Source organism: Enterococcus sp. 10F3_DIV0382 (assembly GCF_002140245.1).
GTDB lineage: Bacteria > Bacillota > Bacilli > Lactobacillales > Enterococcaceae > Enterococcus_B > Enterococcus_B lactis.
In genome coordinates this window covers 499,277-523,777 of record NZ_NGMF01000002.1, presented here as the reverse complement: position 1 = coordinate 523,777, position 24,501 = coordinate 499,277, and the positions used below count along the sequence as shown (strand labels likewise).

The following is a 24,501-nucleotide window of genomic DNA, read 5'->3' as shown; positions in this document are numbered from 1 at the left end:
GAATTGCTTCTCTTGTTTTTTTCACTTTTTCACTAAGTGATTCGTTTTTAGCCATATAAAAATAAAAAATGATATCAATCGTAGCGAATTGGGCCAAAAGTGAATTGGTTGCCGCACTTCGATTGGTGATTTCTTTTGGTCTTGATGTTTGTACGAGTACATCGGCTATCTTGCTAAGTGGGTTATTTCCAAATTGCGTCAACGCAATGATCTCGATATTCATATTTTTTGCTAGCTCAGCTAATGCAACTACATCTGCGCTTCTCCCTGAGTTCGAAACAAGCCAAAGTACTTTCTTCTTCTCATTGCTGACAAGTTGTGGGAGCAAGACATGGATATCTTTTTCAAAAATGATGGGCTTACCGACACGAGACCATTTTTGCAGAATGTCTTCTACCACTAAAGAAGAGGCACCCACACCATATAAAAAAACAGACTCAGCCGTTTCCAAACATTCTACGACTTTTTGGATCGTTTCTTCTTCCAGAATATCTACTGTTTCTTTTATCGCTACTTGCGCATTGTTCCCAAGTTTGTTTTTGATAGAGTAAAAGGACTCATTTGCTTCGATATCGCTAAATCCTTCATCGATTCCAGTCTGTAATTCTGTTGAAATCGTGATTTTGAAGTCCGTCAAACTTTGAAACCCGATTTTTTTTGAAAAACGTACAACTGTCGGCGCACTCAAACCTGAAGCCTCCGCTAATTCATTAGCTGTCATTGTGGGGACCTTCTCAATATTTCCAATAATGTAGTTGGCCAACTTTTTTTCTGCTGAAGAATAATCTTCCATCATACTTTCAATACGACTAATTACGCTCATAAGTTCCTCCATCCTTTTAATAATCGTCTATGTAAGTATACCATATCAGTTCCTTGTTAACGGTCGTGTACTGGATAAAAAAACAAAAAAACAATCCGCACAATAGGATAGCTCATTCCATCAATCCCGCAAATTCTATTGTCCATCTGTGGGATTGTGGAATATCTGTTCTCTATTATTTGGATTGTTTTTTTATTTAGTGCTTTTTTATAGATGATTTATCTATTTGTTTTCTCTGCTGTAATTTTTGACTTCTGCTTCCATAGCATCAATAAAGATATTCAAATCTTCTACAGCTGTTTCTTTGCTTCCGTAACGACGTACATTCACTGTTGCATCTTCCAATTCTTTATCACCGACAACTAATTGGTAAGGAATTTTTTGTGTTTGAGAGGCACGAATCTTATAGCCCATTTTTTCATTGCGGTCATCGACTTCTACACGTAAACCTTTCATTTGCAAGCGTTCTTTGATTTCATAAGCATAATCGCCATGTGCATCAACAGAAACAGGGATGATTGTCGCTTGTATTGGTGCTAGCCATGTTGGAAAAGCGCCTTTGTATACTTCTGTCAAATAGGCGACAAAACGTTCCATCGTAGAAACGATTCCGCGGTGGATAACCACTGGACGATGCGTATTTTCTCCATCTTCTCCAACATATGTCAAATCAAAGCGTTCCGGCAATAAGAAGTCTAATTGTATAGTTGACAATGTTTCTTCTGTCCCAAGTGCTGTTTTGACTTGGACATCTAATTTTGGTCCGTAAAAGGCTGCTTCCCCTTCTGCTTCAAAGTAATCTAGCTCTAATTCATCCATAGCAGCTTTCAGCATTGCTTGGGCTTTTTCCCACATTGCATCATCATCAAAATATTTATCTGTATTGTTTGGATCGCGGTAGCTTAAGCGGAAACGATAATCTGTAATATTGAAGTCAGCATATACCGCGACCATCAATTCAAGCGTACGCTTAAATTCATCTTTGATTTGGTCAGGACGAACAAATGTATGACCATCGTTCAACGTCATTTCTCGTACACGTTGTAAACCTGACAAAGCACCTGATTTTTCATAACGGTGCATCATTCCTAATTCAGCGATACGAATTGGTAATTCACGGTAAGAATGGATGGCGTTTTTGTAGACCATCATGTGATGAGGGCAGTTCATTGGACGAAGAACAAGCATTTCGCCATCTCCCATATCCATTGGCGGGAACATGTCTTCTTGATAATGATCCCAGTGTCCAGATGTTTTGTACAACTCAACATCTCCCATGATCGGTGTATACACATGTTGGTAACCTAGACTAACTTCTTTGTCTACGATATAACGTTCGATCGTGCGTCGGATTGTTGCCCCTTTTGGAAGCCAGAATGGCAAACCAGAACCAACTTCTGGAGAAACCATAAACAAGTCAAGTTCTTTCCCTAGTTTACGATGATCTCTTTCTTTTGCTTCTTCACGCAGACGGATATATTCTTTCAAAGCTTTTTTATCAAAAAAGGCTGTTCCGTAAACTCGTTGCATCATTTGATTGTTTGAGTTTCCACGCCAGTAAGCACCTGCCACTGATAATAATTTGAATACTTGTATACGACCAGTAGACGGAACATGTGGACCACGGCACAAATCGATGAATTCACCTTGTTGATAGGCAGTAATCACTTCTTCTTCTGGCAATTCACTAATCAGTTCTACTTTGTATGGATCACTTGCAAAAATTTCTAATGCTTCTTGTTTCGAAAGAACACGGCGTTCGATTGGCAGATTTTCTTTGACGATTTTCATCATCTCTGCTTCGATTGCGGGAAGATCTTCTGCAGTTACTTGATTTTGTCCATTGTCTGTATCATAGTAAAACCCTGAATCAATAGCTGGCCCAACACCAAAGTGGATATTTGGATAGAGGCGGCGCATTGCTTGAGCCATCAAATGAGCTGCTGAATGTCGGACTAATCCAAGTGCATCTTCATGGTCTGGTGTGACGATCTCAATACTTGCATCTTCCTCGATTGGACGAGTCAAATCAATAAGTTTGCCGTTCACTTTACCAGCTAAAGCTTTTTTTGCTAAGCTTTTTGAAATACTTTCAGCGATTGCCAATGTTGTTGTACCAGCCTCAAATTCTTTGACTGCACCATCTGGAAAAGTAATTTTTATCATAATAGTTTCCTCCTTGAAATGTTTTGATTGATCAGATCATCAAGCTGAAAAACAAAAAATCCTAGCATCTCTTGAAAAGAGATACTAGGACGAAAAGTTCGTGGTTCCACCTAATGTTCAAACGCACATGCGTTCCTCAAACGTTGTAACGGTCCGACCGCCCTTGCTTCAACAAGGGTTTCGAAAGTGGTCATCCTTTGGTTTTCTCCTGGAAAAGTTTCAGCCTAGCTTTTCCTCTCTTATCGAAGACTCTCAAATTCAGTTGGCTTTCTCATCAATCAATTATGTGTTTATTTAACCACTAATAAATAGAAAAATCAAGTGTGAAACCAAACTTATTTTTTCCATTCCCCATTTACACCGTATGTTCCTTTTTTCATCTCGTTGATGATAACATGGATGTGTTCTTTTGGTGCTTGCGTGTTTTTATGAACAGCTTCCGTGATATCTTTCATCATATTTTCTAATTGTTCCGGACTGCGACCTTCTACTAATTCGACATGTACGAATGGCATAATATTCTCTCCTCTTTCTGATCGTTCTTTTTTCATCTCGATTCTATCATACTATGTTTGTCTTGGGTACTGAATCCGGAAAAATGGCTGGGTCTTTTTTTGCTCTCAACGCACTCAGGATAGAGACTGTATCCACGACTTCTTGCAAAACAGCTCCGAATAACGCAGGAATCAGACCCGTACTTGCTATTAACATCAAAAAAATACAAATAAAGATGCCAATCAGTACAGATTGTTTCGCTATTCTCATCGTATCTTTTGAGATTACTACTGCTTTTGCTACACGCAAAAGATCATCTTTCAAGATGACCGCATCTGCACTTTCACTAGCAGCTGTAGAACCATGAGCGCCCATTGCAATGCCAATATCTGCAGCAGCAAGTGCTGGTGCGTCATTCACACCGTCTCCTATCATCGCCACAGGTCGTTGATCTTTAGGGATATGTTCTAAAATGGTCAATTTGTCTTGAGGCAAGCAATGAGCATGTACAGAATCTAATTTGACTTCCTCTGCAATCGATTGAGCAATGGCTGATCCATCCCCGGTAATCATCATCAAATTTTTCACACCAAGATTTCTTAGCTCTTTGATTGTCTTTGCTGCTTCTGAGCGAATCTGATCCGAAAACAGGATGGTTCCTGCAAAGGATTGATCAATGGCTACATAGATTGCTGTTTCAGAAGTTTCGATTTCTTCCACTGAAACAAAAGAAGCGCGTCCAATCTTTACGTCATGATTATTGACTACTGCTTGGATTCCTTGACCTGTCACTTCTTTCAGTTGACTAACAGGATACAGTTGGCTGTTTTTCACGTTGTTCACTAACGAACGAGCTAAGATATGGCTAGATTCCTGTTCTGCACTTGCTGCATACATAAGTAGCTCTTCTTTTTTCATTCCATTGACTGGTTGAATCGCCTCTACTTCTAATATTCCTTTGGTAAGCGTTCCTGTTTTATCAAAAGCAATCGTTTTTGTACGTGCGAGCTTTTCAATCGTTGTTCCAGTTTTAACAACAATCCCGTTTTTACTTGAACGGCTCATCCCAGCAACTAAAGCGATCGGCGCAGCTAAAATCAATGGACAAGGCGATGCTACGACCAATACTTCTGCAAAACGCAAAGGATCTTTTGAGAACCACCAAGAAATACCGCCAATCAAATATGCGATCAATGTAAAGGGAACCGCATAACGATCAGCTAAACGGACGAATCGGGCAGGTTTTTCTTTTGATTCTTCGACTAATTTAATGATCATTTGATATTGGCTATCTGCAGCGCGTTTTTCAGCAATCATTTGGATTGATCCGTCTCCATTTAAAGACCCAGACATGATCTGATCTCCAGGTTTCTTTGTTTCTGGACGAGACTCTCCTGTCAAAGAAGATTCATCGACTGATGATTCTCCTTTGAACACTCGACCATCAGCAGGTACAAGCTCGCCAGGCTTGACTAGCAGCTGATCATCCACATTTATTTCATCAATTACTATATCCTGCCATCTTCCCTCTTTGAATCGATGGGCGATTCTTGGGGTGTTGTCTAATAAAGATTGCAATTCTTTACCTGCTCGTTTATTCGCGTAATCTTCTAGACTATCTCCGCCTGTAAGCATGATCAATATCATCAAACTAGCCCAATATTCTTTGACGGCTAATGTTGCAAGGATTGCGGTAATCGCTAATATATCTACACCATATCTTCCTGAACGCAATGTTTTGATCATTTCCAAAAACATCACGAAGGCGAGAATCCCTCCAGTAAATGCAACAATCATAAAAGCAAGTCCCGGCTGATGGAAAACAAATTCACTTAACAAAGCTACTCCGCCAATAAATAAAGTAAGTAAAAATTTTTTTAAATGTGTCATAGTTTCTTCTCCTCTTTTTTGTGACTTAGAGGTTAGTCATCTTCAATTGCCTCTCTTTCTCTTAAGCATAGTACTTGCTTAACACTTTTTAAAACAATAGGCCTTAATTGAAAACAACTATCACTATCAGCGTTTCCAATAGTCGCCAGTCCGACAAACGAATCTATCGAGCAAAGAGGACTTTTTTCGATTCATCCGTTAAAAAGTACCTTTTTTCGAAAAACTGTGCTATACTTTTAATTCGTTATTTACGGCGGAAGGAGCAAACATGTGATGAATGAGAAACAACTAGAACAAACGCACGTGGATGAAACGATCGAACTAATCCAGATCGAACAAAATATGCTGGATACAAAACAACGAGAATTGACTCAGGAAATGAATCATTCGACAAAAGACACAGCTAATCACAAGATTCGAGCTGGTTCCAATGAAGCTTTTTATGAATCTGCTGTTGAATATCGCCAACATGAGCAAGAATTGCTTTTAAAATATCATACTCTTGAGGCGCAGCAAAAACGCCTACAAACGTTGTCTGTTATGAAAGACAGCCCTTACTTTGCCCGTATCGATTTTAAAGAAGACCGTGAAACAGAAACATTGTATCTAGGTATCGCTTCTTTAAGAGATCTAGCAGAAGAAACAATTGTTATTGACTGGCGCGCACCAATTGCCAACCTTTATTATGAAGGTGAGATTGGTCCCGCATTTTATGAAACTGAAACAGATAGAATAGATGTCGATCTGCAGTTGAAACGACAATTTAAAATCCAAGAAGGACGTATTTTATCTATGGTAGATACGTCGGAAGTAATCAACGATGACTTTTTGCTAGAGATATTGGACGAAGCATCAAGCAACCATATGAAAAATATCGTCTCTACGATACAAAAAGCACAAAATGCAATCATTCGGGACACAACAAGTAAAGTGATGCTGATTGAAGGAATCGCCGGAAGCGGAAAAACGTCTGCTCTGCTTCAACGTATTGCTTTTCTGTTGTATCATAATCGCAAATGGCTAGAGGCAGAAAACGTGCTTCTATTTTCACCAAACCATTTGTTTTCTGATTATATCTCGACTGTATTGCCTTCATTAGGTGAAAGCGGTGTGCCTACACAAACATTCAAAAATTATATTTCACAGCTGTTGCCAGAGTTTTCTTTATTAGACGAACAGCAACAGGAAAGTGGTTTTTTGCTAGGCGAAAAAGATCCGATACAAGTGATGAAAAGCGGATTGACCTTAGTGGATCAGATTGATCGCTATATCCAAAGCATCACAAGCTACGGTCCCTTGTTCCGGGATATGAAAATAAATGGTCGTACGATCCTATCGAGGGAATCGATTCGCCAATGGTATAAAGAAACAAATGAACAACTTCCCTTGCACCACAGACTCTCTCTGTTACAAACGAAACTACTGAAAAAATTAGGCGGTCTGCAAAAAGATGAAACACGTCAGCAATGGGTCAAAGATCTCGCGGAAGAGCAGCTCCAAGAACTATACGCAACAGATCCTAATCTTGAATATACAGAACAAAAGGAGCGTTCCTTACGTAAAAAACTGGCTAACCAAATCGTACGTAAACGATTCCGTCGAATTCATCGAGGAATCATGAATTATCAATTTGTCAATATAACGAAACAATATCTCCACTTTTTACAAACTGTGCCACTTTCTCTTCTGACACGACATAAAATCAGCGAGACCAGATGGCAAGAACATTTAGCAACTATTCGTACACATTTGCGTCAAAGAGAGTTGCCCCAAGAGGATGCTGTCCTATTCTTTTTACTGATGCGCCGAACGTATCCGGTGACGGTCACGCACAAAGCTCGCTATATCTTTATTGATGAAATGCAGGATTTCGCACCATCACAAGTGGCATTGTTGCAAGCCTTGTTCCCAAAAGCAAATTTGACTTTCTGTGGAGATCTAAATCAAAATGTCTTTGGAAATGAAACGATTGTGGGGTCATTGGAAGAACTTTTCGTGGACCGTGAAGTTACCCGTTTCCAATTAACGACAAGCTATCGCTCCACAAAAGAAATCACTGATTTTGCTAATCATTTTATTGCAAAAGAACATCAAGTAGAGACTACAGCAAGAAAAGGCGATTTGCCTTTGCTCATCCAAGGAACAACTAATGATGACAAACTGAATTGGTTAGCAAATACCATTCGAACGACTCAGGTAAAAGCCCGGTATTGGCGTACAGCAATCATTGCTAAAACCCAAGAAGAATGCGAGACTCTTTATGCTCAACTGCCAGACGAGTTGAAACAACAAGTCCAGCTGATTTTAAATGAGAGTGATTTTATGAAGCGTTCCATTATTTTACTTCCGGCCTTTTTAGCAAAAGGTCTGGAGTTTGACCGAGTTTTCTTGTGGGATGTAGATGCAGATCATTTTTCTTCTCAGCAAGACAAATTGATCCTTTACACCATGTGTACACGTGCGATGCATGAATTGACACTTTTTACCTCCAATAATGAAAGTCCTTTGTTAAACAATATAGATATTTCATCTTATGAAAAAAAAGTATTGTAACTAAAAAGACAACTGCTATCGTCAATGTTAGCAGTTGTCTTTTTAGTTACAGTAATAATTGCAGAAAAAGTAATTTCATCATTTAAGGCCATTTATTCTATATATAAATCCAAATCTGTTTCAGGATATTTTAATTTGACAAGCGAAATAATCATTTTCAGTTCTTCCATGTTTTCTGGATATTCTGGGTCAAATACCTTGCTATGACGTCCAATACCGCCATTGTCGATCAATCGGTAAATTCGGTTCCATTCAATGAACTGATCGATTGATTGGAAATTGCTGATTGGATACCCCCCACAATCCAAAATCTCTGATACACGAAATGCTAGGTATGCACTATCGACCACTTTATTTTTTTTCGTATCTATCTTCTCATTTCTTTCGATGAGAATTTTTTCAGGATGATGCTTTAAGCTCCACTCCAATAGTAGAAAGAAAGCCTCCATCCGATACTCTTCTTCAAATAACCGAAAGGCTGAATCAGAACGACGAAAAAGTAGCGGAATCAAATATTTTTGTCTATAAATCAGCATTGGTGCGCGGTCCACCATACACTCTAAATAACGGTTCAGATACCCTGTACCGACATAGTTTCCTAATCGATAGCCTTCAACGCCGAATCTTGCGTATTTTTGCGCTAATTTTGAACAATCAGTTACGTTCACTGCTAACTCTTCTACTTTGCGGTAACCGCTTAAGATACGTTCAAAAGGTTCTAAAGTGATTTTTGCTTCCATATTCTTCCCCGTCCATCTTCCACATACTTCATATCATTTCATATGATACTTATGCTCTCATCATACCACAGGTTGAATTAGAATAGAAAATAAATCACACAAAAAAACAAGACAATCTGTTAGTGAGATTGTCCTGCTTTTTGAAAAAGACTGAATACTTTTCGTTAAAACTGATTGCTTAGTCTTCTAATGCCACATTATGGAACACGTGCTGTACATCTTCTAAATCTTCTAGCGCATCAATCATTTTTTCAAATGTTTCTTGATCTTCTGAAGATAATGTAACTTCGGTTTGAGGAATCATTTGGATCTCAGCAATTGAAAAATCAGTGATTCCTTTTTCTTTTAATGCTTCTTGGATACTATGGAAATCCGCTACTTCACCGTAAACGATGATTTGTCCATCTTCTTCCATTACGTCACGAACGTCGATGTCTTTTTCCATTAGATATTCAAGGATCTCATCAGCGTCTTCTCCTGCAAATGCAAAGATTGCTGTATTGTCAAACATATAAGAAACCGCTCCAGAAACACCCATGTTCCCGCCATTTTTCCCAAATGCTGCTCGTACGTCTGCTGCTGTTCGATTCACATTGTTTGTCAATGTATCAACGATCACCATTGAGCCGCTTGGTCCAAATCCTTCATAACGTAATTCAGAGTATGTTTCATCTCCTGCACCTTTTGCTTTTTCGATTGCTCGGTCAATAATATGTTTTGGTACATTATAAGTTTTAGCGCGATCAATGACGAAACGTAGTTTTTGGTTTGCATGCGGATCAGGATCACCTGATTTTGCTGCTGCGTAGATTTCAATCCCAAATTTTGCATAAATCCGGCTATTATTAGCATCTTTAGCAGTTTTCTTTGCTACGATATTTGCCCATTTACGTCCCATATTTTCACTTCGCTTTCTGATTTGATAGTTTCATAACGCAAAAACGTCCTGTTCCATTATACTTGTGAATCACGATTCTGTGAAGCTTTTTTTCTTTCTTCCTTCATTCTTCTCATTTTCAGTCAAAGGTCTATACTTGGATTGGGATTTGTCCGAAATTCTGTTCTGGAATATTGCCTCCCAATTGATAGATTTGATCACTTCTAACTAACAGTTCCGCTTCTTGTGCCTCTTTTTTTCCGATTCGGGAATAAATAGAAATCTCTTTTTTTTCTTTTAAGAATCTTCTTCCAGCATCGGTAAATCCAAGTAGTCGAAGATAGTTTTTATTTTGTTGGATAGGAATCTCTTGCTTTTTGATATTCAGCAAGACATAACAAGATAATCGTTGGATCCGCGTCCATGTATATCTCTTTGTTTTTACTTTTGACACAAAATCCGCAAAACCGTTAGCTGTTGCAGCTGCTGTCTTCATGCGAGTTTCTATTCCTTCGGTCATCTGATAGATATCTGTCAATTCCATCAAAGTAGAAGATAACAACCGATAACGCAAATACGGCCAATAGGATTCCCAAGTCTGTAACGAACAAGTGGAAAGATCTTCTTCTGTCTGAAATGGCACAAGTCCAGCGATCCTTTTTCCTTTTTCTAACGCATGGCGAATGGCTGTTGCACTGGCTATTGTTTGATCTTTGATTGTTTTTTCATGATAGCCTGCACTTTTACGCTGGATCGGATGTAACTCCATAGGGTGAATATACTTAGCATTTTCTTTTGCATAACTTAATCCTAAAATATGATTGGGTGAAGAAAAATCAAGCGCAATATCGGGATACAGACTGCGAAAAACTGCAGTCATTTTTTGCGGATAACTATACGTTTGATCAGACAGTTCGTGAAAAGACTCTTCTATCTTATCTTGATTCTGTTGAACAAATCGGCCGAAACTACCATAGTCAAACGAGGTCTCTTCTTCTGTTCCAAAACACAAACTGTCACAGTCCAATGCTTGCAAGATTTTCACTGCACCTTTGGCAAAATAATCAGCTGACTGAACCGCCCATTCGACAGGAAGCTCTACTACTAAATCCACACCATTTTGCAAAGCTTCATTCGCACGATGCCATTTATCGATGATAGCTGGTTCGCCTCGTTGCAAAAAATTCCCGCTCATTACAGCAATGACGACCTCTGCTCCTGTTGTTTTTCGTGCCATTTCAGCATGATAGCGATGTCCATTGTGAAATGGATTGTACTCTACGATAATCCCGCAGCTTTTCATGTACGTCCTCCTTCATAGTTTATCGATAAAAAAACACTAGAAACAAGTAAGGAAAAGTCAAAAATCAGAAAAAATACCCGAACTATATAAACTATTCTCGCAAACACAATACTTCTGCGAAGAAAAGCTGCACCGCAAGAGCAATGCCTATATCGTTCGGATATATAATTTATGTTGAAGATTTATTCTTTTTCTTGTTAACTCGAGCAGGCAAAATTGCTAGTCTTTGTATGCTACGAAGAACCAGCGCTTTGATTTCTCTGATGCTGCTTCGTCTGTAAAATCAGAAAATGCTTCGACTTTCGAAAACCCACTGTTTTCCAGCATTCTTAAATAACTTTCCAATGGATAGGTACGCTCTTCATGTAGTTCATCTTCACGGATAAATCGCCCAGATCCTTCTGGTTCCTCAACGAAAAAAGTCAGAAAATGTTCGATGCTGTGTTTCTCACTTCCTGGATAGCTATCCCACAAAAAAGCAAAATTATCCCCTTGATAATGATAGCTATATTCTGGAAAAACCTCGTCTACTTGATAGGTGGAGTGCACGTCAAATAAAAATCGGCCATTTTCTTCTAACGCTTGATAGACTTCATCAAAAACTTGCTGTACCTCTTGTCTATTTTTCATGTAGCACAACGAATCAGAAAAACAAGTAATTGCTTGATATTGACCGATTTCTGATAAATCGAGCATATTGCCTTCTACAAATTGGATCGATGCGTCTTCTTCATATGCTCGCTGGCTTGCGATCATCAACATCTCTTCTGAAAGGTCTAACCCTGTCACTTCATATCCATCTTTTGCAAAGGCAACCGCTAATGCTCCAGTACCGCACGCCAGTTCCAAAATATTTTTTGTGTCTTCTTGCAAATGACGTTTCGAAAAAGCTAACCACTGCTGGTAAAGCGTTTCGTCCATCACTTCATCGTAAATGAAAGCAAATGTTTCATAAGCCATGTTAATCCAACCATTCATTAAGATCGACTAACGGCGCATCTGACCATAGTTTTTCCAAATTATAGAAGCTTCGTTCTGGCGCATGGAAAACATGTACGATCAAATCTCCAAGGTCGATCAATACCCATTTTCCGCCTTCTTTTCCTTCAATACGTTTTACTTCATATTTGTTTTCTTCTTCTTTATCAATGATTTCTTCTGTAATTGCGTTGATTTGACGTTCACTATTTGCTGAACAGATCATGAAATAATCTGCTAACAAGGAAACATTTCGAACGTCTAAAGCGATAATGTCTTCTGCCCGTTTTGAATCTGCTGCTTTAACCGCAATTTTTAATTGTTCTTTACTATCTATGATGATTTCCTCCTAATATTGAGTGGCTTATTTTTTTGCTACCCAGTAATTATATGTTTCGATTGTTTTTGGATAAATCTGTTGTTCTTGTGCAAGTAAATGGGACAGCGTATGTTTTGTTTCAAATGCTACTGCTTCATCTAGATCAACCCATGCAATTGTCCGTGCATCTTGCACCCCAGGAAAATTCCGACCTGGCTCAATATAGTCTGCCACATAAATGATTTTGTCCAGGAGACTCATTTTAGCAGCGCCAGTCGTATGCACTTGAATCGCGTGAAGGATCTCTGAATCAGTGATTCCTAATTCCCGCTCTACAAACGAAGCTCCAACAAGCCCATGCCAGATAGCATTATTATAATTCAATAATTCTGGATCAAAACCGTCTCTTACGATCACCATTTTGAACTCCTCATCTGGTCGCTCTTTCGCATAATCGTGTGTCAATGCAGCGATACTAGCTTTTTCAGGAGAAGCACCGTATTTTTTGGCAAGAGCAACAGCTGTTTCTTCTACTCCAAGCACATGCTTGAAACGTTGTTCGCTCATTCTCATCTGTATTTTTTGCATCAGGTTTTCTCTAGAATAAGCAGTATATTCATTACTATAGTCCATCTTCATACAACCCTTCATTTTGGATATAATCAATTACTTTATCTGGAACAAGATAGCGGATAGAACAGCCTTCTTTGATCTTTTGACGTATTTTTGTGGAACTGATGTCGATTTCAGGTACATCTACCCAAATCACAGGATATGGCGTATCTGTTGTGTAACCTGGTCGACGTATGCCCACAAAATTGACCATCGAAGTCAACTCATCAATTTTATACCATTTTGGCAAATATTCTACCATATCCCCGCCGATAATAAAGTAATAATCTGTATCCGGATTGTTTTGTGTCAATTCCTTCATCGTATCATAGGTGTAGCTTTTCCCACCACGAGCTAATTCGATCGTTTCAATCTGCAAAAAAGGGTTGTCTTCCACCGCTAATTCCAACATGTTGAGTCGATGTTTTGCATCAATCGTCTGTTTCTCATCAACATGAGGCGGCTGATAAGAAGGCATTAAAAATACGCGGTCAAGACCTAAATTCCGGCCAGCTTGTTCAGCCATCACTAAATGAGCAAGGTGAACGGGATTGAACGTTCCGCCTAGGATCCCTACTTGCTTTTTCTTCTCTAAGAATTGAGGCATTTCTTTAGGAAATAGTTGTGAACGAACAAATGTCTTAGCTTGCGTATTCATCATGGTCACTCCTTATATTGCTTTTACTTCATTTGATAACTTTTGATACTTTTCTTTTGTAGAAGGTTTGTATAATACGATCACTCGTCCAATGATTTGGACGATTTCACAGTCGATTTCTTTTTCTAATACTTGAGCTGCTTCTTCTGCAACCTCATCTGTATTTTGAAGTAGAGATACTTTGATCAGTTCTCTTTTTTCTAAAGCTTCTTCAATTTGGACGATCATTGCTGAATTAATTCCACCTTTACCGATTTGAAAAATCGGCTGAAGATGATGCGCTTTGCTACGTAAAAAACGCTTTTGTTTTCCTCTTAAACTCATAATTTTCCTTCTTCCTTAAATCAATGCTTTGCGTTTCAATACATCTACACCCTTTGGCGCCCAGCCCGCAATTACTGCTGGCGCTGTTACAGTGATCCAGCCTAGACCGGCAAAAACGATGTCTGTTTTTTCTTTCACAGAAAACTCAAAACGAACAAGCTCCGGAAATGCCTCGACTTCATCAGGACGAGGAGGCTGTAATAATCCACCTACATGTTTTTGATAAAATTCGTCTGCTTTTTCCAGTTTCGTTCGATGAATATTTACATCATTTGACACATAAGCAATAAATGAAGCACGATTGCCGCTGATAAAATCAAATCTTGCAAGTCCACCCAAGAAAAGTGTTTGCCCTTCATTCAGCTGATAAACTTTAGGTTTGATTTCTTTTAACGGGGCAATGATCCGCAAATCTTTTTTACCTAAGTAATGCGCCATTTGATGACGATGGATGATCCCCGGTGTATCAATCAAAAAATGTCCATCATCTAAAGGAATCTCGATTTTATCCAAGGTCGTTCCGGGAAACTGTGAGGTTGTGATCACATCTTGTACTCCCGCTGTATTTTTGATGATTTGATTGATAAGCGTTGATTTCCCTACATTTGTTACTCCGACGATATAAACATCCCGTCCATCGCGGTATTCTTCAATTTTTTCTAATAGTTCCGTCATCTCATGTGATTTCTTAGCACTAGTTAGTAATACATCTACTGGACGAATCCCTGCTTCGTGAGCACGTTCCTTCATCCATTGTGTTAATTTAGGTTTTTTCAATGATTTCGGTAATATATCCACTTTGTTTCCCACTAAAAGTACTGGATTATCGCCGACAAAACGGTGTAGTCCTGGAATCAGCGAACCATTGAAGTCAAAAATATCCACCACATTGACAATCAATGCATCTTTTTGCCCTAATTCATTCAGTAAGCGTAAAAAGTCGTCATCCGTCAATGAGACATCTTGGATCTCATTATAATGGCGTAATCTGAAACAACGCTGACAATAGACTTCGCCGGAAGCTAACCCTTTTTCCAAAGCCGTTTGCGGCGTGTACCCTAATTCACCGGGTTTGCTTGTTTGTATAACGGCACCACAGCCGATACATTGTAATTCTTCTGTCATTCGATTCCACCTCGCCAGCCCATATCAGGGTATTTTGCTAATAGATAGGCCATAATTCTTTTTTCCCAAAAACGATTAAATTGTGTCTTCCAACTATCTGTTGCGATAATGGGTTTTACAAGGATGCTACGTATCCCTGCACGATTGGCTCCACGTATATCAGTCATGATCTGATCGCCTACCATTACTATCTCATCATCTGCTAAATCCAATTGTTTCTTTGCTATGTTGATCCCTCTTGCTAAAGGTTTCATTGCTCGTGCAACATACAAAAGATCAAATTTTTCAATCGCTCGCGCGACACGTTTTGAATTATTGTTTGAAACAACAACAACAGGAATTCCTGCATTTTTCATTTCTAAAATCCAAGTAAGCAACTCTTCTGTTCCATCTGGATTATTCCATGCAATCAACGTATTGTCTAAATCTGTCAATACTGCTTTGATGCCTAGATTCTTTAATTGGGCAGGTGTAATCTGATAGATGGCTTCTACCATCCATGTTGGTTTGTAATTTGAAAACATGTTGTCTCCTCATCTGCAAAAAATGAAGGAGCACATAAAGTACTCCTCAACCCCGTATTATACTGCATATCAGCAAAAAAAACTACCTCTATACTCGTCCCTCTTTCAGAAAAAGCATTTCTTTACAAAATGACCCAAAATAAAGATTGATCACAGAAAAATTTAGAAACAAAAAACAACTAAGCGAGCAAGAATCATTCTTTACTCTTTGCTTAGTTGTTAAACATCTAATATTGTCGGAACCTCTTGTATCGTTTTTCCAATAGTTCATGCTGGTCGAATCGAACAAGTTCCGTCAATTTTTCAATCAACGCTTTTTTCATGATGTGAGCGACTTTTTGCCGTGGCAACTGCTCGCCGTTGAACGTTTCAGGAATCACTCGATCCACGATCCCTAGCTCACGTAGTTCTGGTGCAGTAATTTTCATCAACTCGGCTGCTTCTGCAGCGCGACTGCCGTCTTTCCACAAAATCGAAGCAAATCCTTCTGGGGAAAGCACAGCATAAATCGTTTCTTCTAACATCCAGACTTCATCCGCTAAACCTAGAGCAAGGGCACCGCCACTTCCACCTTCACCAATGATGACGGCGATGATTGGTACTTTTAAATCAGACATTTCGAGCAGATTTTTGGCAATTGCTTCTCCCTCGCCACGCTCTTCTGCTCCTATACCGCAATAGGCACCTGCTGTATTGATCAATGTAATCACCGGTCTATTGAACTTTTCCGCTTGCTTCATCAGTCGTAAAGCTTTGCGATAGCCTTCAGGATGAGGAGAACCAAAATTTCTGCGGATATTTTCCTGCAGATCCCTTCCTTTTTGAATACCTATCACTGTTACTGGTTTGCCATCTAATCGAGCGATGCCACCAACAATCGCTTCGTCATCTGCAAATAAACGGTCACCATGGCATTCCTCGAAAGAATCGAAGATCTCTTCAAAAAAGTCTAAGCTAGTCCATCGTTCTTTAGCTCTTGCTAACTGAACGACATCATGTGCTGTTTTATCCACGATCTATCCATCCTTTCTGTGTATGCAATTCAAGAAGCGTATGGATTTTCTGCTTCAATTCCATGCGGGGAACAATCTGATCGACGAAACCATGAGACAATAAGAATTCGGCCTTTTGGAAATCTTCTGGAAGTTCCTGCTTGATCGTCTGTTCAATGACACGTCTTCCAGCAAAACCAATCAAGCTTTGGGGTTCTGCTAAAATGATATCACCTTCCATTGCAAAACTGGCAGTTACTCCTCCGGTCGTCGGGTCTGTCAAAACAGTTAGATAAAAAAGACCTTCATTACTGTGTCGTTTGACAGCAGCAGAGATTTTCGCCATCTGCATCAGAGAAAAGATGCCTTCTTGCATCCGAGCGCCTCCAGAAGCCGTGAACAAAACGACTGGAAGTTTTTCCTTTGTTGCTCGTTCGAATAACCTAGTGATTTTTTCTCCAACAATCGTGCCCATGCTTCCCATGATAAAATTGGGGTCCATCACTCCAATAATGAAGGGAATTCCCTGAATGGTTGCTTTACCAGTGAGGACTGCTTCATGAAGCCCCGTTTTGTCTTGCATTTTTTTTATTTTTTCCGTATATTCAGGAAATGCTAGCGGATCTTCGGTTACAAGATCCGTATCCCATTCTTCAAAACTTTTTTCATCAATGATCAAAGCTAGACGCTGCCATGCACCGATTCGAAAAGCGTATCCGCAATGGGGGCATACTTTTTCTTCACCGATGTCTTTCGTATAAAGGATATGTTTACAATTTGGACACTTCGCCCACATGTTATCGGGAACAGATGGCGAGTTAGCAGGTTTGCTCTCTCTATTAGGATTGATCCGAATATATTTCTTTTTCTTAAACAGAGCCATCTATGCGCCTCCTATCTCCGTTTCTGGTGTCCAATTCGGTAAAAATTCTTCTTGTAAAAATGCTGTGCTGTAATCACCTGCTATTACTGCTGGATGACTAATCAAATCCATCTGAAATTCTGCGTTCGTAATGATCCCTTCTGTGATAAATTCACTTAAGGCTCGCTGCATCTTCATCAAGGCTTCAAAACGTGTATTTCCATGGACAATAATTTTTGCAATCATTGAATCATAATATGGCGGGATCGTATAGCCTGGATAAACTGCACTGTCTACCCGCAACCCCATCCCACCTGCTGGAAGTAGCAAGTTTTGGATTTTCCCTGGTGAAGGAGCAAAATGAAAAGCGGGATTTTCTGCATTGATTCGGCACTCGATGGCGTGTCCTTGGAATACTACTTCTTCTTGACGTACATTCAAAGGCTCACCGGCTGCTATCTCCACCTGTTTTTTTACTAAATCGATTCCTGTGACCATTTCTGTTACGGGATGTTCCACTTGGATTCGAGTATTCATCTCCATGAAATAAAAATCGCCTTCTTCATCCATCAGAAACTCGATCGTTCCGGCATTTTCATAATTGACTGCTTTAGCTGCTCGAACAGCAGCGTCTCCTAGTGCTTCTCTTTTTGATTGTGAAATCACTACAGAAGGAGATTCTTCCAGTACTTTTTGATTATTACGTTGCAAAGAACAATCTCGTTCACCTAAATGAATAACATTGCCAAAATGATCACCTAAAATCTGAACTTCTATATGGCGAGCAGGATAAATGATTTTTTCCAAATACATATCATCATTTCCAAATGCCGCTGCTGCTTCTTGCTGAGCTGAAGAAAAATGCTGTGGAAGTTCTTCTTTTGATTGAACTTTTCGAATGCCTTTCCCGCCACCACCTGCAGCTGCTTTCAGCATCACTGGATAGCCGATTCTGTCTGCTATTTCCAATGCTTCTTCTACAGTAGATAATACACCAGTACTTCCTGGGATGACCGGGACATTTGCTTCTTGCATCAATTGACGCGCATTGATTTTATTCCCCATTGCATCAATTGTTGCGCTTTTAGGACCAATAAATGTGATATTGCACTCTTCACACATGGAGGCAAACCGGCTATTTTCAGATAAAAATCCAAAGCCTGGATGAATTGCTTCAGCTTTTGTTACGATTGCAGCGCTCAGTACTTCTTGAACATTCAGATATGAATCAACCGCTTTTGCCGGACCAATACAGATTGCTTCATCTGCTAGCTGTGTATGAAGTGCTTCGGCATCTGCCTCTGAATATATCGCTACGGTTTGGATCCCTAATTCGCGGCATGCACGAATGATACGCACAGCGATTTCGCCACGGTTAGCTATCAAGACTTTAGAAAACATATTTCACCTATCCAATCATAAAGGTTAATTCCGCTTCGGCTACTTTTTTACCGTCAACCTTAGCGATTCCTTTGCCTATTCCGGCTGAGGCTTTCACTTTCAATATCTCAACTTCAAGATATAAGGTATCTCCCGGTGTAACTTTCTTACGGAATTTTGCTTTGTCCAATCCGCCGAAGTAAGCCGTTTTACCCTTGAACTGTTCAAGAGAAAGTAATGCGACTGCTCCTGCTTGCGCCATTGCTTCAACAATCAGTACCCCTGGCATAACAGGTTCTTCTGGAAAATGTCCTTGAAAAAAGGGCTCGTTGATCGTTACATTTTTCTTAGCAATGATCCGTTCTCCTTCAACCATCTCTTCCACTCGATCAATCAAAAGCATTGGATAACGATGCGGAATAATTTCTTTGATTTCTTGTATGTTCATTTGTTTCCCTCTTTCCTGCTTTGCTTATTTTGGCTGGATCCTAAAGAGTGGCTGCCCATATTCAACAACTGACTCGTTCTCTACAAGGATTTCTGTGATTACTCCGTCGGCCTCACTAGTTATCTCATTCATCAGTTTCATCGCTTCAATAATGCAGATAACTTCTCCTTTGGCAACTTGATCACCTACTTTTTTGAAAACTGGTTTGTCTGGTGCCGGTTGCAGATAAACGATTCCCACGATTGGCGAAACAACCTCGATTCCATCAAATACTACCGATTCTTTTTCCTTCGTTGGTTTTGGAACAGTTGTTGCTTGTTCAGGCATGGCGTTAACTGGCTCCGAAACTGGCAACGTTTCGTTTGTTTGAACTATATTCATGCCTCGACTTGTTTTATTTTTATTCATGTACAATTCAAATTGACCTTCACGCAAGTCAAATTCCGTTAGCGAAGATTGATCAAATTGACTAACTAATTCTCTAATTTCATTGATATCCAAAATTATTCCTCCCAGCGTTTCATACAAAGAACCGCATTATGTCCGCCAAACCCTAATGAATTGCTCATTGCATAAGTAAAGCTTGCAGGTTTGCTTTCGTTTTTGACAACTGTCAAATCAATCTCAGGATCTTGTTTTTCTACATTGATTGTAGGTGGGATAAATTGATGTTCCAATGCCATCAGAGTGGCTAATGCTTCGATCCCGCCGGCTGCTCCCAATAAATGTCCAGTCATTGATTTCGTACTGCTGACATAAGTATCTCTGAAATTTTCACCTAGTGCGAGTTGGATTGCTTTTGCTTCTGCCTGGTCATTAGCTGGCGTACTCGTTCCGTGCGCATTGATATATCCAACTTGCTCCGGCTGTATACCAGCTTCTTCCATCGCAAGCTTCATTGCTTTAGACGCACCAGAACCATCTGGAGTAGGGGCTGTCATATGGTAAGCATCACAATTTGCACCGTATCCAACGATTTCTCCATAGATTTTGGCACCGCGAGCTTGTGCATGCTCTAAAGATTCAAGAACTAGAACACCTGCTCCTTCACCCATCACAAAACCATTTCGATTTTCATCAAACGGGATCGAACCACGATTAGGATCAGTTGATTCCGAAAGTGCAGTTAAAGCTGCAAATCCAGCAATCCCCATCTCACAAATCGTTGCTTCTGTTCCTCCAGCAAGAATGACATCTGAATAGCCATGTTTGATGTTACGGAATGCTTCACCGATTGAATTCGTTCCGCTAGCACAAGCTGTTACGATAGCTGTACAGATGCCTTTTGCGCCTACTCGTAAAGCAATATTTCCAGCTGCCATGTTGGCAATCGCCATTGGCACGAACATTGGAGAAACTCGTTTTGCGCCTTTTTCATGCAGACGGATAACTTGATTTTCGATTGTCGGAAGACCACCGATTCCTGATCCGATGATGACACCAAACCGGTCTTGATTCATTTTTTCTTTATCTAAACCGCTTATCTCCATTGCTTCTAAAGCAGCGTAGATCCCATAGATCGAAAACATATCCATTCGTTTGCTATCTTTTTTAATAAAATATTTATCGTAAGGGAAATCTTTGACTTCACCCGCTAAGGTGATCCCTGTTTCTGAAGCATCAAATTTAGTGATCGGTGCGATGCCATTCGTACCTTCTTTCAAGCTATTCAAAAAGCTGTCTGCGTCATTTCCAATAGGTGAAGTGACTCCATAGCCAGTAATTACCACTCGATTCATTTATTTGCTCTCCTTTTCTTATCCGTGCATGACCAATCCGCCATCGACATTGATGACTTGGCCGGTGATATATGGATTTTGTGCTAAGAAAACTGCTGTTTGTGCAACATCTTCTACTTGTCCGAAACGTTGCATTGGAATTTGCTTTTCCGCTTGCTCTTTGACTTTATCTGCTAAAACTTCCGTCATATCAGTTGTGATGAATCCTGGTGCAATGGCGTTGCATGTGATACCTCTAGTCGCAGCTTCTCGTGCAACCGATTTTGTCAATCCTACGACACCAGCTTTGCTAGCTGCATAATTTGCTTGTCCGATATTTCCAATCAATCCAGATACGCTAGAGAGATTGATGATGGCCCCTTCTCGCTGCTTCATCATTTTTTTCAAAACGTGCTGCGTCATATTGAAGGTACCGATCAAATTGATATCAAGACATTTTTTGAAATCTTCTGCATCCATCCGCATCACAAGTTTGTCATTTGTGATTCCGGCATTGTTTACTAAGATATGGATCGATCCAAGCTTTTCTTCTGCTTCTTTGATCATTTGTCCTGCTTTCTCATAATCAGAGATATCGCCGGAAACTCCTACGCATTTTACACCGAATGCTTCAATTTCTTCTATCTTTTCTTTTGGAATCTCTCCGCGCCCATTCAAAATAATATTTGCTCCAGCGTTTGCAAAAGCTAAGGCCATCGCTTTGCCAATTCCTCTTGTGCTACCTGTGATAAATACATTTTTCCCTTTTACATCCATAACCTTCCTCCTTATAATTTTGCTATTGTTTCATCAAATGTCTGCTTATTCTCAACACGCAGAACTGGTATCGTTTTATCAATTTTTTTCATAAATCCGCTTAATACTTTTCCAGGACCGACTTCAATGACTTGCTCGATACCGATTGTTTTTAATTTATGGATACTCTCGTAGAAACGAACGGGTTGCATGACTTGCTGTTCGAGTAGTCCCGCAATCGTCTCTTTCTTCATTATTTCCGTTGTTGTGTTGCTGATGACTGGAAAAGAAGGGTCAGAAAATTGAATATGACTTAGATCCTTCGCCAGTTTTTTTGATGCTGGTGCTAAAATAGCTGTATGGAAAGGTCCACTGACATTTAGTGGGATCATCCTTTTGATTCCTTTTTCTTTTAAGAGCAAAACAGCTTCATCTACGGCTTTTTCTTCGCCACCAATCACGATCTGCTGAGGTGTATTGTAATTAGCAGGAGACACGATGCCGTACTTGCTTGCTTCATGACAGCTTTCCTCAATCGTCTCAATCGGCGCATTCATTACTGCGACCATTTTTCCGCTTCCAGCTGGGGCAGCTTCCGTCATATAAACGCCTCTCTTCGCTACTAGTGCAACGGCTTCAGTGAAGGATAACGCATCACTGGCTACTAATGCCGAATATTCTCCTAAACTCAGTCCTAAAGCTGCATCTGGGATGATTCCATGCTCCTTCAATAAGCGATAATACGCAATGCTGACTGTTAGAATAGCTGGCTGTGTATATTGTGTCTGATCCAAACGTTCATTTTCTGAAAAGCAGAGTTCGGCCATATCGTAGCCGAGAATCTCACTTGCTTCATCAAATGTCTGCTTTACAACGGCTTCTTCATATAAATCTTTTCCCATACCTTGATATTGTGCACCTTGGCCACTAAATAAGAATGCTGTTTTCATGTTTTTCTCCAATATATCCAGAATATATGTTTGATTCTTCTTATTCAAAAAGGCCGAGACATCCCTATTTCAGGAAATGTCCCAGCCCCCAACCTAATTTTAATGATTATGCAGTTTGTTTTTCTACGTAAGTCACTAAATCTTGAACCGTTTTGATTCCGTCTTCTGTTTCGATTTTTACATCAAATTCATCTTCAATTTCGTTGATGATTTGGAATAAATCCAAGCTGTCAGCTTCTAAGTCTTCTTGGATGTCAGTAGTCAATTTGATTTCTTCAGTTTCTTTTCCTAATTCTTCTGCAATGATTTCTTGAATTTTTTCGAATACCATAATAATATATTCCTCCGATATTGTTTGCTTTTTTATTTTTATAATTTAACAGTTTACAGCTCCATGAGAATACTTCCCCACGTTAAACCTCCGCCATAGCCTGTAAATATTACTTTCTGTTGTTTTCCCAAGGTGATCTTTCCGCTAGAAACTGCTTCATCCAATAAAATAGGGATACTTGCAGCAGAGGTATTCCCGTACTTATCCATATTGGTCAGGAATTTTTCTTGCGGCATCTTTACTTTTCGGGCGATTTTCTCAATGATCCTGAGATTTGCCTGATGCAAAAGCAGATAATCAACTGGCGTGTCTTTCATGACTTCTTGGATATTGTTTGCAACATCTCGAACAGCGAAATCAAAAATATCTCTGCCGGTCATTCGCAAATAATACGAACCTTCTGAATCTTCTGAATAGAACGGGTTTTTATTTTGCTGGTAGCCAGCAGTCAGTGAGGTACTTCTGGTACCATCAGTTGCTAATTTTTCTTTCAGCAATTTTTTTTGTGGGTTTGCTTCTAAAAGAACCCCGCCTGCTCCATCACCAAATAATACAGCAGTCGTGCGATCAGACCAATCGATTAGCTTAGACAGTGTTTCACCACCAATTACCAATCCTTTAGTTGAGCCGCAGCGGATCATTTTTTCAGCCATGCTTAACGCATAAACAAATCCTGAGCATGCCGCGCTGATATCGAAAGCAATAGCATTAGCTGCTCCCAATTTTCCTTGTACTTGTGCTGCTACAGATGGTGTCGAGTAATCGGGCGACATTGTTGCTACTAAGATAAAATCCAAATCTTTAGGGTTCAGATTTTTTTGTTGCATCATTTTTTCCGCCACTAAGAGGCATAAATCAGATGTCTCCTGATTTGTTACACATCTTCGTTCACGAATACCCGTCCTTGATGAAATCCATTCATCCGAGGTATCCATCATCTTGGAAAGATCATTATTCGTAATGATCTTTTCAGGAAGGACGCTGGCTGTTGCAGTAATCATTCCAAATTGTTCCATTAAATATCCTCACTTATAGTCTTGCAAGAAGTCATGCAAGTTTTTCAGTGCATCCAGCAAGGCATGCTGTTCTTCCGTAGCCATTCCTTCTAAGATGTTCTTGACCATTTCACGATGAAAATGCTGATGGACCCGAAACAGTAACTTTCCTTTTTTCGTTAGTCCCAACTTTACAACACGACGGTCATCTTCACTGCGGATACGTTCGACATAGCCTTTTTTTACTAACTTGTTAATAGCAGTGGTCAAGGTCCCAACAGTAATTGATAGTTCTTTGGCTACTTCTGAAGTTGTTTTTTTCTTGTACATCCCGATTGCCTCGATCGTGTGCATCTCTGTGATTGACAGATCTTTGAATTGAGATTTTTTCAACTCAGACTCTTCGATTGTCAAAATATCATTGAAGACACTAACAAGATAATCATTTACTGTTTTTAAATCTGGTTCCATGTTCCACCGTCCACTAATTAGTTTGATTATCAAATCTTTTGATGTTCAAACTATATCTTAACTTTTTTCAAAATGCAACCGTAAAAGTTCATTTTTTTATTATATGAGTTTATTTTAAGATTTTACTCATTTAAAAAAACTGATAAATCAGCATTTTTTATTTATTTTATTAGAAAAACTATTGCACTGACATATTTTGATTATCAAAGTA

26 protein-coding genes are annotated in these 24,501 nt (G+C 39.6%); 1 reads left to right on the top strand and 25 read right to left on the bottom strand.

Annotated elements, in window-relative coordinates; genetic code table 11:
* From A5849_RS13185 to A5849_RS13165, 4 genes are all read right to left on the bottom strand, one after another.
* On the bottom strand, positions 1-823 hold an 823-nt coding region (locus A5849_RS13185), incomplete at its 3' end, for a MurR/RpiR family transcriptional regulator (protein ID WP_086310150.1).
* Between the two features lie 222 nt (positions 824-1,045).
* The gene (thrS, locus tag A5849_RS13180) at positions 1,046-2,989 is read right to left on the bottom strand and encodes a threonine--tRNA ligase (protein ID WP_002290867.1); all 1,944 of its coding nucleotides are present in this window, start codon (positions 2,987-2,989) and stop codon (positions 1,046-1,048) included.
* A gap of 335 nt (positions 2,990-3,324) precedes the next feature.
* Positions 3,325-3,504: a 2-hydroxymuconate tautomerase gene (locus tag A5849_RS13170; protein WP_002287649.1), complete on the bottom strand. Its 180-nt coding sequence runs from the start codon at positions 3,502-3,504 to the stop codon at positions 3,325-3,327.
* 46 nt (positions 3,505-3,550) lie between these two features.
* Positions 3,551-5,374, bottom strand: coding sequence for a heavy metal translocating P-type ATPase (locus A5849_RS13165; protein ID WP_002310386.1), 1,824 nt, complete (start codon positions 5,372-5,374; stop codon positions 3,551-3,553).
* 273 nt (positions 5,375-5,647) lie between these two features.
* Here A5849_RS13165 and helD point away from each other — a divergent pair, with 273 nt between their 5' ends.
* Positions 5,648-7,927 carry an RNA polymerase recycling motor HelD gene (gene helD / locus A5849_RS13160; RefSeq protein WP_086310149.1) on the top strand — a complete coding sequence of 760 codons (2,280 nt, stop codon included), beginning with the start codon at positions 5,648-5,650 and terminating at the stop codon, positions 7,925-7,927.
* A 92-nt stretch (positions 7,928-8,019) separates the two neighbouring features.
* Here helD and A5849_RS13155 read toward each other — a convergent pair whose 3' ends face one another.
* The 21 genes from A5849_RS13155 to A5849_RS13055 all read right to left on the bottom strand — a co-directional run bounded on the left by A5849_RS13155 (position 8,020) and on the right by A5849_RS13055 (position 24,290).
* Positions 8,020-8,667 carry a hypothetical protein gene (locus tag A5849_RS13155; RefSeq protein WP_002290861.1) on the bottom strand — a complete coding sequence of 216 codons (648 nt, stop codon included), beginning with the start codon at positions 8,665-8,667 and terminating at the stop codon, positions 8,020-8,022.
* 178 nt (positions 8,668-8,845) lie between these two features.
* On the bottom strand, positions 8,846-9,565 hold the full coding sequence (locus A5849_RS13150; RefSeq protein ID WP_002290860.1) for a YebC/PmpR family DNA-binding transcriptional regulator: 720 nt from the start codon (positions 9,563-9,565) through the stop codon (positions 8,846-8,848).
* 130 nt (positions 9,566-9,695) lie between these two features.
* Positions 9,696-10,847 carry a nucleotidyltransferase gene (locus A5849_RS13145; protein WP_002314174.1) on the bottom strand — a complete coding sequence of 384 codons (1,152 nt, stop codon included), beginning with the start codon at positions 10,845-10,847 and terminating at the stop codon, positions 9,696-9,698.
* Positions 10,848-11,066: 219 nt separating this feature from the next.
* Complete coding sequence (locus tag A5849_RS13140; protein WP_002314175.1) at positions 11,067-11,807, bottom strand: class I SAM-dependent methyltransferase; 741 nt, start codon at positions 11,805-11,807, stop codon at positions 11,067-11,069.
* A 1-nt stretch (position 11,808) separates the two neighbouring features.
* Positions 11,809-12,168 (bottom strand): ribosome silencing factor, encoded by a 360-nt coding sequence (gene rsfS, locus A5849_RS13135; protein WP_079997869.1) that lies wholly within the window; start codon positions 12,166-12,168, stop codon positions 11,809-11,811.
* Between the two features lie 21 nt (positions 12,169-12,189).
* Positions 12,190-12,783, bottom strand: coding sequence for a bis(5'-nucleosyl)-tetraphosphatase (symmetrical) YqeK (yqeK, locus tag A5849_RS13130; protein WP_002310377.1), 594 nt, complete (start codon positions 12,781-12,783; stop codon positions 12,190-12,192).
* The gene (locus A5849_RS13125) at positions 12,767-13,417 is read right to left on the bottom strand and encodes a nicotinate-nucleotide adenylyltransferase (protein ID WP_002334656.1); all 651 of its coding nucleotides are present in this window, start codon (positions 13,415-13,417) and stop codon (positions 12,767-12,769) included. The genes yqeK and A5849_RS13125 overlap by 17 nt, the downstream gene beginning before the upstream one ends.
* Before the next feature lie 9 nt (positions 13,418-13,426).
* A complete protein-coding gene (gene yhbY, locus A5849_RS13120; RefSeq protein ID WP_002310375.1) occupies positions 13,427-13,738 on the bottom strand; it encodes a ribosome assembly RNA-binding protein YhbY in 312 nt (103 codons plus the stop codon).
* Positions 13,739-13,753: 15 nt separating this feature from the next.
* Positions 13,754-14,863, bottom strand: a complete 1,110-nt coding sequence (yqeH, locus tag A5849_RS13115; RefSeq protein ID WP_002310374.1) for a ribosome biogenesis GTPase YqeH — start codon at positions 14,861-14,863, stop codon at positions 13,754-13,756.
* Positions 14,860-15,387: a YqeG family HAD IIIA-type phosphatase gene (locus tag A5849_RS13110; protein WP_002310373.1), complete on the bottom strand. Its 528-nt coding sequence runs from the start codon at positions 15,385-15,387 to the stop codon at positions 14,860-14,862. Before A5849_RS13110 ends, yqeH begins: the two co-directional genes overlap by 4 nt.
* Positions 15,388-15,614: 227 nt before the next feature.
* Positions 15,615-16,400 (bottom strand): acetyl-CoA carboxylase carboxyl transferase subunit alpha, encoded by a 786-nt coding sequence (locus A5849_RS13105; protein ID WP_002310372.1) that lies wholly within the window; start codon positions 16,398-16,400, stop codon positions 15,615-15,617.
* Complete coding sequence (gene accD, locus A5849_RS13100; protein ID WP_002310370.1) at positions 16,393-17,262, bottom strand: acetyl-CoA carboxylase, carboxyltransferase subunit beta; 870 nt, start codon at positions 17,260-17,262, stop codon at positions 16,393-16,395. Before accD ends, A5849_RS13105 begins: the two co-directional genes overlap by 8 nt.
* Positions 17,263-18,642 (bottom strand): acetyl-CoA carboxylase biotin carboxylase subunit, encoded by a 1,380-nt coding sequence (locus tag A5849_RS13095; RefSeq protein WP_002310368.1) that lies wholly within the window; start codon positions 18,640-18,642, stop codon positions 17,263-17,265.
* Between the two features lie 7 nt (positions 18,643-18,649).
* On the bottom strand, positions 18,650-19,069 hold the full coding sequence (gene fabZ / locus A5849_RS13090; protein WP_002310367.1) for a 3-hydroxyacyl-ACP dehydratase FabZ: 420 nt from the start codon (positions 19,067-19,069) through the stop codon (positions 18,650-18,652).
* 24 nt (positions 19,070-19,093) lie between these two features.
* Positions 19,094-19,570 carry an acetyl-CoA carboxylase biotin carboxyl carrier protein gene (accB, locus tag A5849_RS13085; protein WP_086310148.1) on the bottom strand — a complete coding sequence of 159 codons (477 nt, stop codon included), beginning with the start codon at positions 19,568-19,570 and terminating at the stop codon, positions 19,094-19,096.
* A gap of 2 nt (positions 19,571-19,572) precedes the next feature.
* Positions 19,573-20,808: a beta-ketoacyl-ACP synthase II gene (gene fabF / locus A5849_RS13080; RefSeq protein WP_002290843.1), complete on the bottom strand. Its 1,236-nt coding sequence runs from the start codon at positions 20,806-20,808 to the stop codon at positions 19,573-19,575.
* A gap of 18 nt (positions 20,809-20,826) precedes the next feature.
* Complete coding sequence (gene fabG, locus A5849_RS13075) at positions 20,827-21,564, bottom strand: 3-oxoacyl-[acyl-carrier-protein] reductase (RefSeq protein ID WP_002334657.1); 738 nt, start codon at positions 21,562-21,564, stop codon at positions 20,827-20,829.
* Positions 21,565-21,575: 11 nt separating this feature from the next.
* Positions 21,576-22,493 carry an ACP S-malonyltransferase gene (gene fabD / locus A5849_RS13070; protein ID WP_002290841.1) on the bottom strand — a complete coding sequence of 306 codons (918 nt, stop codon included), beginning with the start codon at positions 22,491-22,493 and terminating at the stop codon, positions 21,576-21,578.
* Between the two features lie 106 nt (positions 22,494-22,599).
* A complete protein-coding gene (locus A5849_RS13065) occupies positions 22,600-22,824 on the bottom strand; it encodes an acyl carrier protein (RefSeq protein WP_002287614.1) in 225 nt (74 codons plus the stop codon).
* Between the two features lie 53 nt (positions 22,825-22,877).
* A complete protein-coding gene (locus A5849_RS13060) occupies positions 22,878-23,840 on the bottom strand; it encodes a beta-ketoacyl-ACP synthase III (RefSeq protein WP_002310363.1) in 963 nt (320 codons plus the stop codon).
* Between the two features lie 9 nt (positions 23,841-23,849).
* Complete coding sequence (locus A5849_RS13055; RefSeq protein ID WP_002310362.1) at positions 23,850-24,290, bottom strand: MarR family winged helix-turn-helix transcriptional regulator; 441 nt, start codon at positions 24,288-24,290, stop codon at positions 23,850-23,852.
* Positions 24,291-24,501: the final 211 nt, after the last annotated feature.

Bases quoted from the DNA above. Each gene is read 5' to 3' on its own strand.
- A5849_RS13125 (WP_002334656.1), bottom strand. From the start codon at position 13,417: ATGATGAATACGCAAGCTAAGACATTTGTTCGTTCACAACTATTTCCT.
- A5849_RS13060 (WP_002310363.1), bottom strand. From the start codon at position 23,840: ATGGAACAATTTGGAATGATTACTGCAACAGCCAGCGTCCTTCCTGAA.
- yhbY (WP_002310375.1), bottom strand. From the start codon at position 13,738: ATGAGTTTAAGAGGAAAACAAAAGCGTTTTTTACGTAGCAAAGCGCAT.
- helD (WP_086310149.1), top strand. From the start codon at position 5,648: ATGAATGAGAAACAACTAGAACAAACGCACGTGGATGAAACGATCGAA.
- A5849_RS13140 (WP_002314175.1), bottom strand. From the start codon at position 11,807: ATGGCTTATGAAACATTTGCTTTCATTTACGATGAAGTGATGGACGAA.
- yqeH (WP_002310374.1), bottom strand. From the start codon at position 14,863: ATGACAGAAGAATTACAATGTATCGGCTGTGGTGCCGTTATACAAACA.
- A5849_RS13065 (WP_002287614.1), bottom strand. From the start codon at position 22,824: ATGGTATTCGAAAAAATTCAAGAAATCATTGCAGAAGAATTAGGAAAA.
- A5849_RS13170 (WP_002287649.1), bottom strand. From the start codon at position 3,504: ATGCCATTCGTACATGTCGAATTAGTAGAAGGTCGCAGTCCGGAACAA.
- A5849_RS13110 (WP_002310373.1), bottom strand. From the start codon at position 15,387: ATGTTTTCAAATTACAAACCAACATGGATGGTAGAAGCCATCTATCAG.
- fabG (WP_002334657.1), bottom strand. From the start codon at position 21,564: ATGGATGTAAAAGGGAAAAATGTATTTATCACAGGTAGCACAAGAGGA.
- A5849_RS13055 (WP_002310362.1), bottom strand. From the start codon at position 24,290: ATGGAACCAGATTTAAAAACAGTAAATGATTATCTTGTTAGTGTCTTC.
- A5849_RS13155 (WP_002290861.1), bottom strand. From the start codon at position 8,667: ATGGAAGCAAAAATCACTTTAGAACCTTTTGAACGTATCTTAAGCGGT.
- A5849_RS13145 (WP_002314174.1), bottom strand. From the start codon at position 10,847: ATGAAAAGCTGCGGGATTATCGTAGAGTACAATCCATTTCACAATGGA.
- fabZ (WP_002310367.1), bottom strand. From the start codon at position 19,069: ATGAACATACAAGAAATCAAAGAAATTATTCCGCATCGTTATCCAATG.
- A5849_RS13095 (WP_002310368.1), bottom strand. From the start codon at position 18,642: ATGTTTTCTAAAGTCTTGATAGCTAACCGTGGCGAAATCGCTGTGCGT.
- A5849_RS13165 (WP_002310386.1), bottom strand. From the start codon at position 5,374: ATGACACATTTAAAAAAATTTTTACTTACTTTATTTATTGGCGGAGTA.
- thrS (WP_002290867.1), bottom strand. From the start codon at position 2,989: ATGATAAAAATTACTTTTCCAGATGGTGCAGTCAAAGAATTTGAGGCT.
- accD (WP_002310370.1), bottom strand. From the start codon at position 17,262: ATGGCTCTGTTTAAGAAAAAGAAATATATTCGGATCAATCCTAATAGA.
- fabF (WP_002290843.1), bottom strand. From the start codon at position 20,808: ATGAATCGAGTGGTAATTACTGGCTATGGAGTCACTTCACCTATTGGA.
- A5849_RS13150 (WP_002290860.1), bottom strand. From the start codon at position 9,565: ATGGGACGTAAATGGGCAAATATCGTAGCAAAGAAAACTGCTAAAGAT.
- yqeK (WP_002310377.1), bottom strand. From the start codon at position 12,783: ATGAAGATGGACTATAGTAATGAATATACTGCTTATTCTAGAGAAAAC.
- fabD (WP_002290841.1), bottom strand. From the start codon at position 22,493: ATGAAAACAGCATTCTTATTTAGTGGCCAAGGTGCACAATATCAAGGT.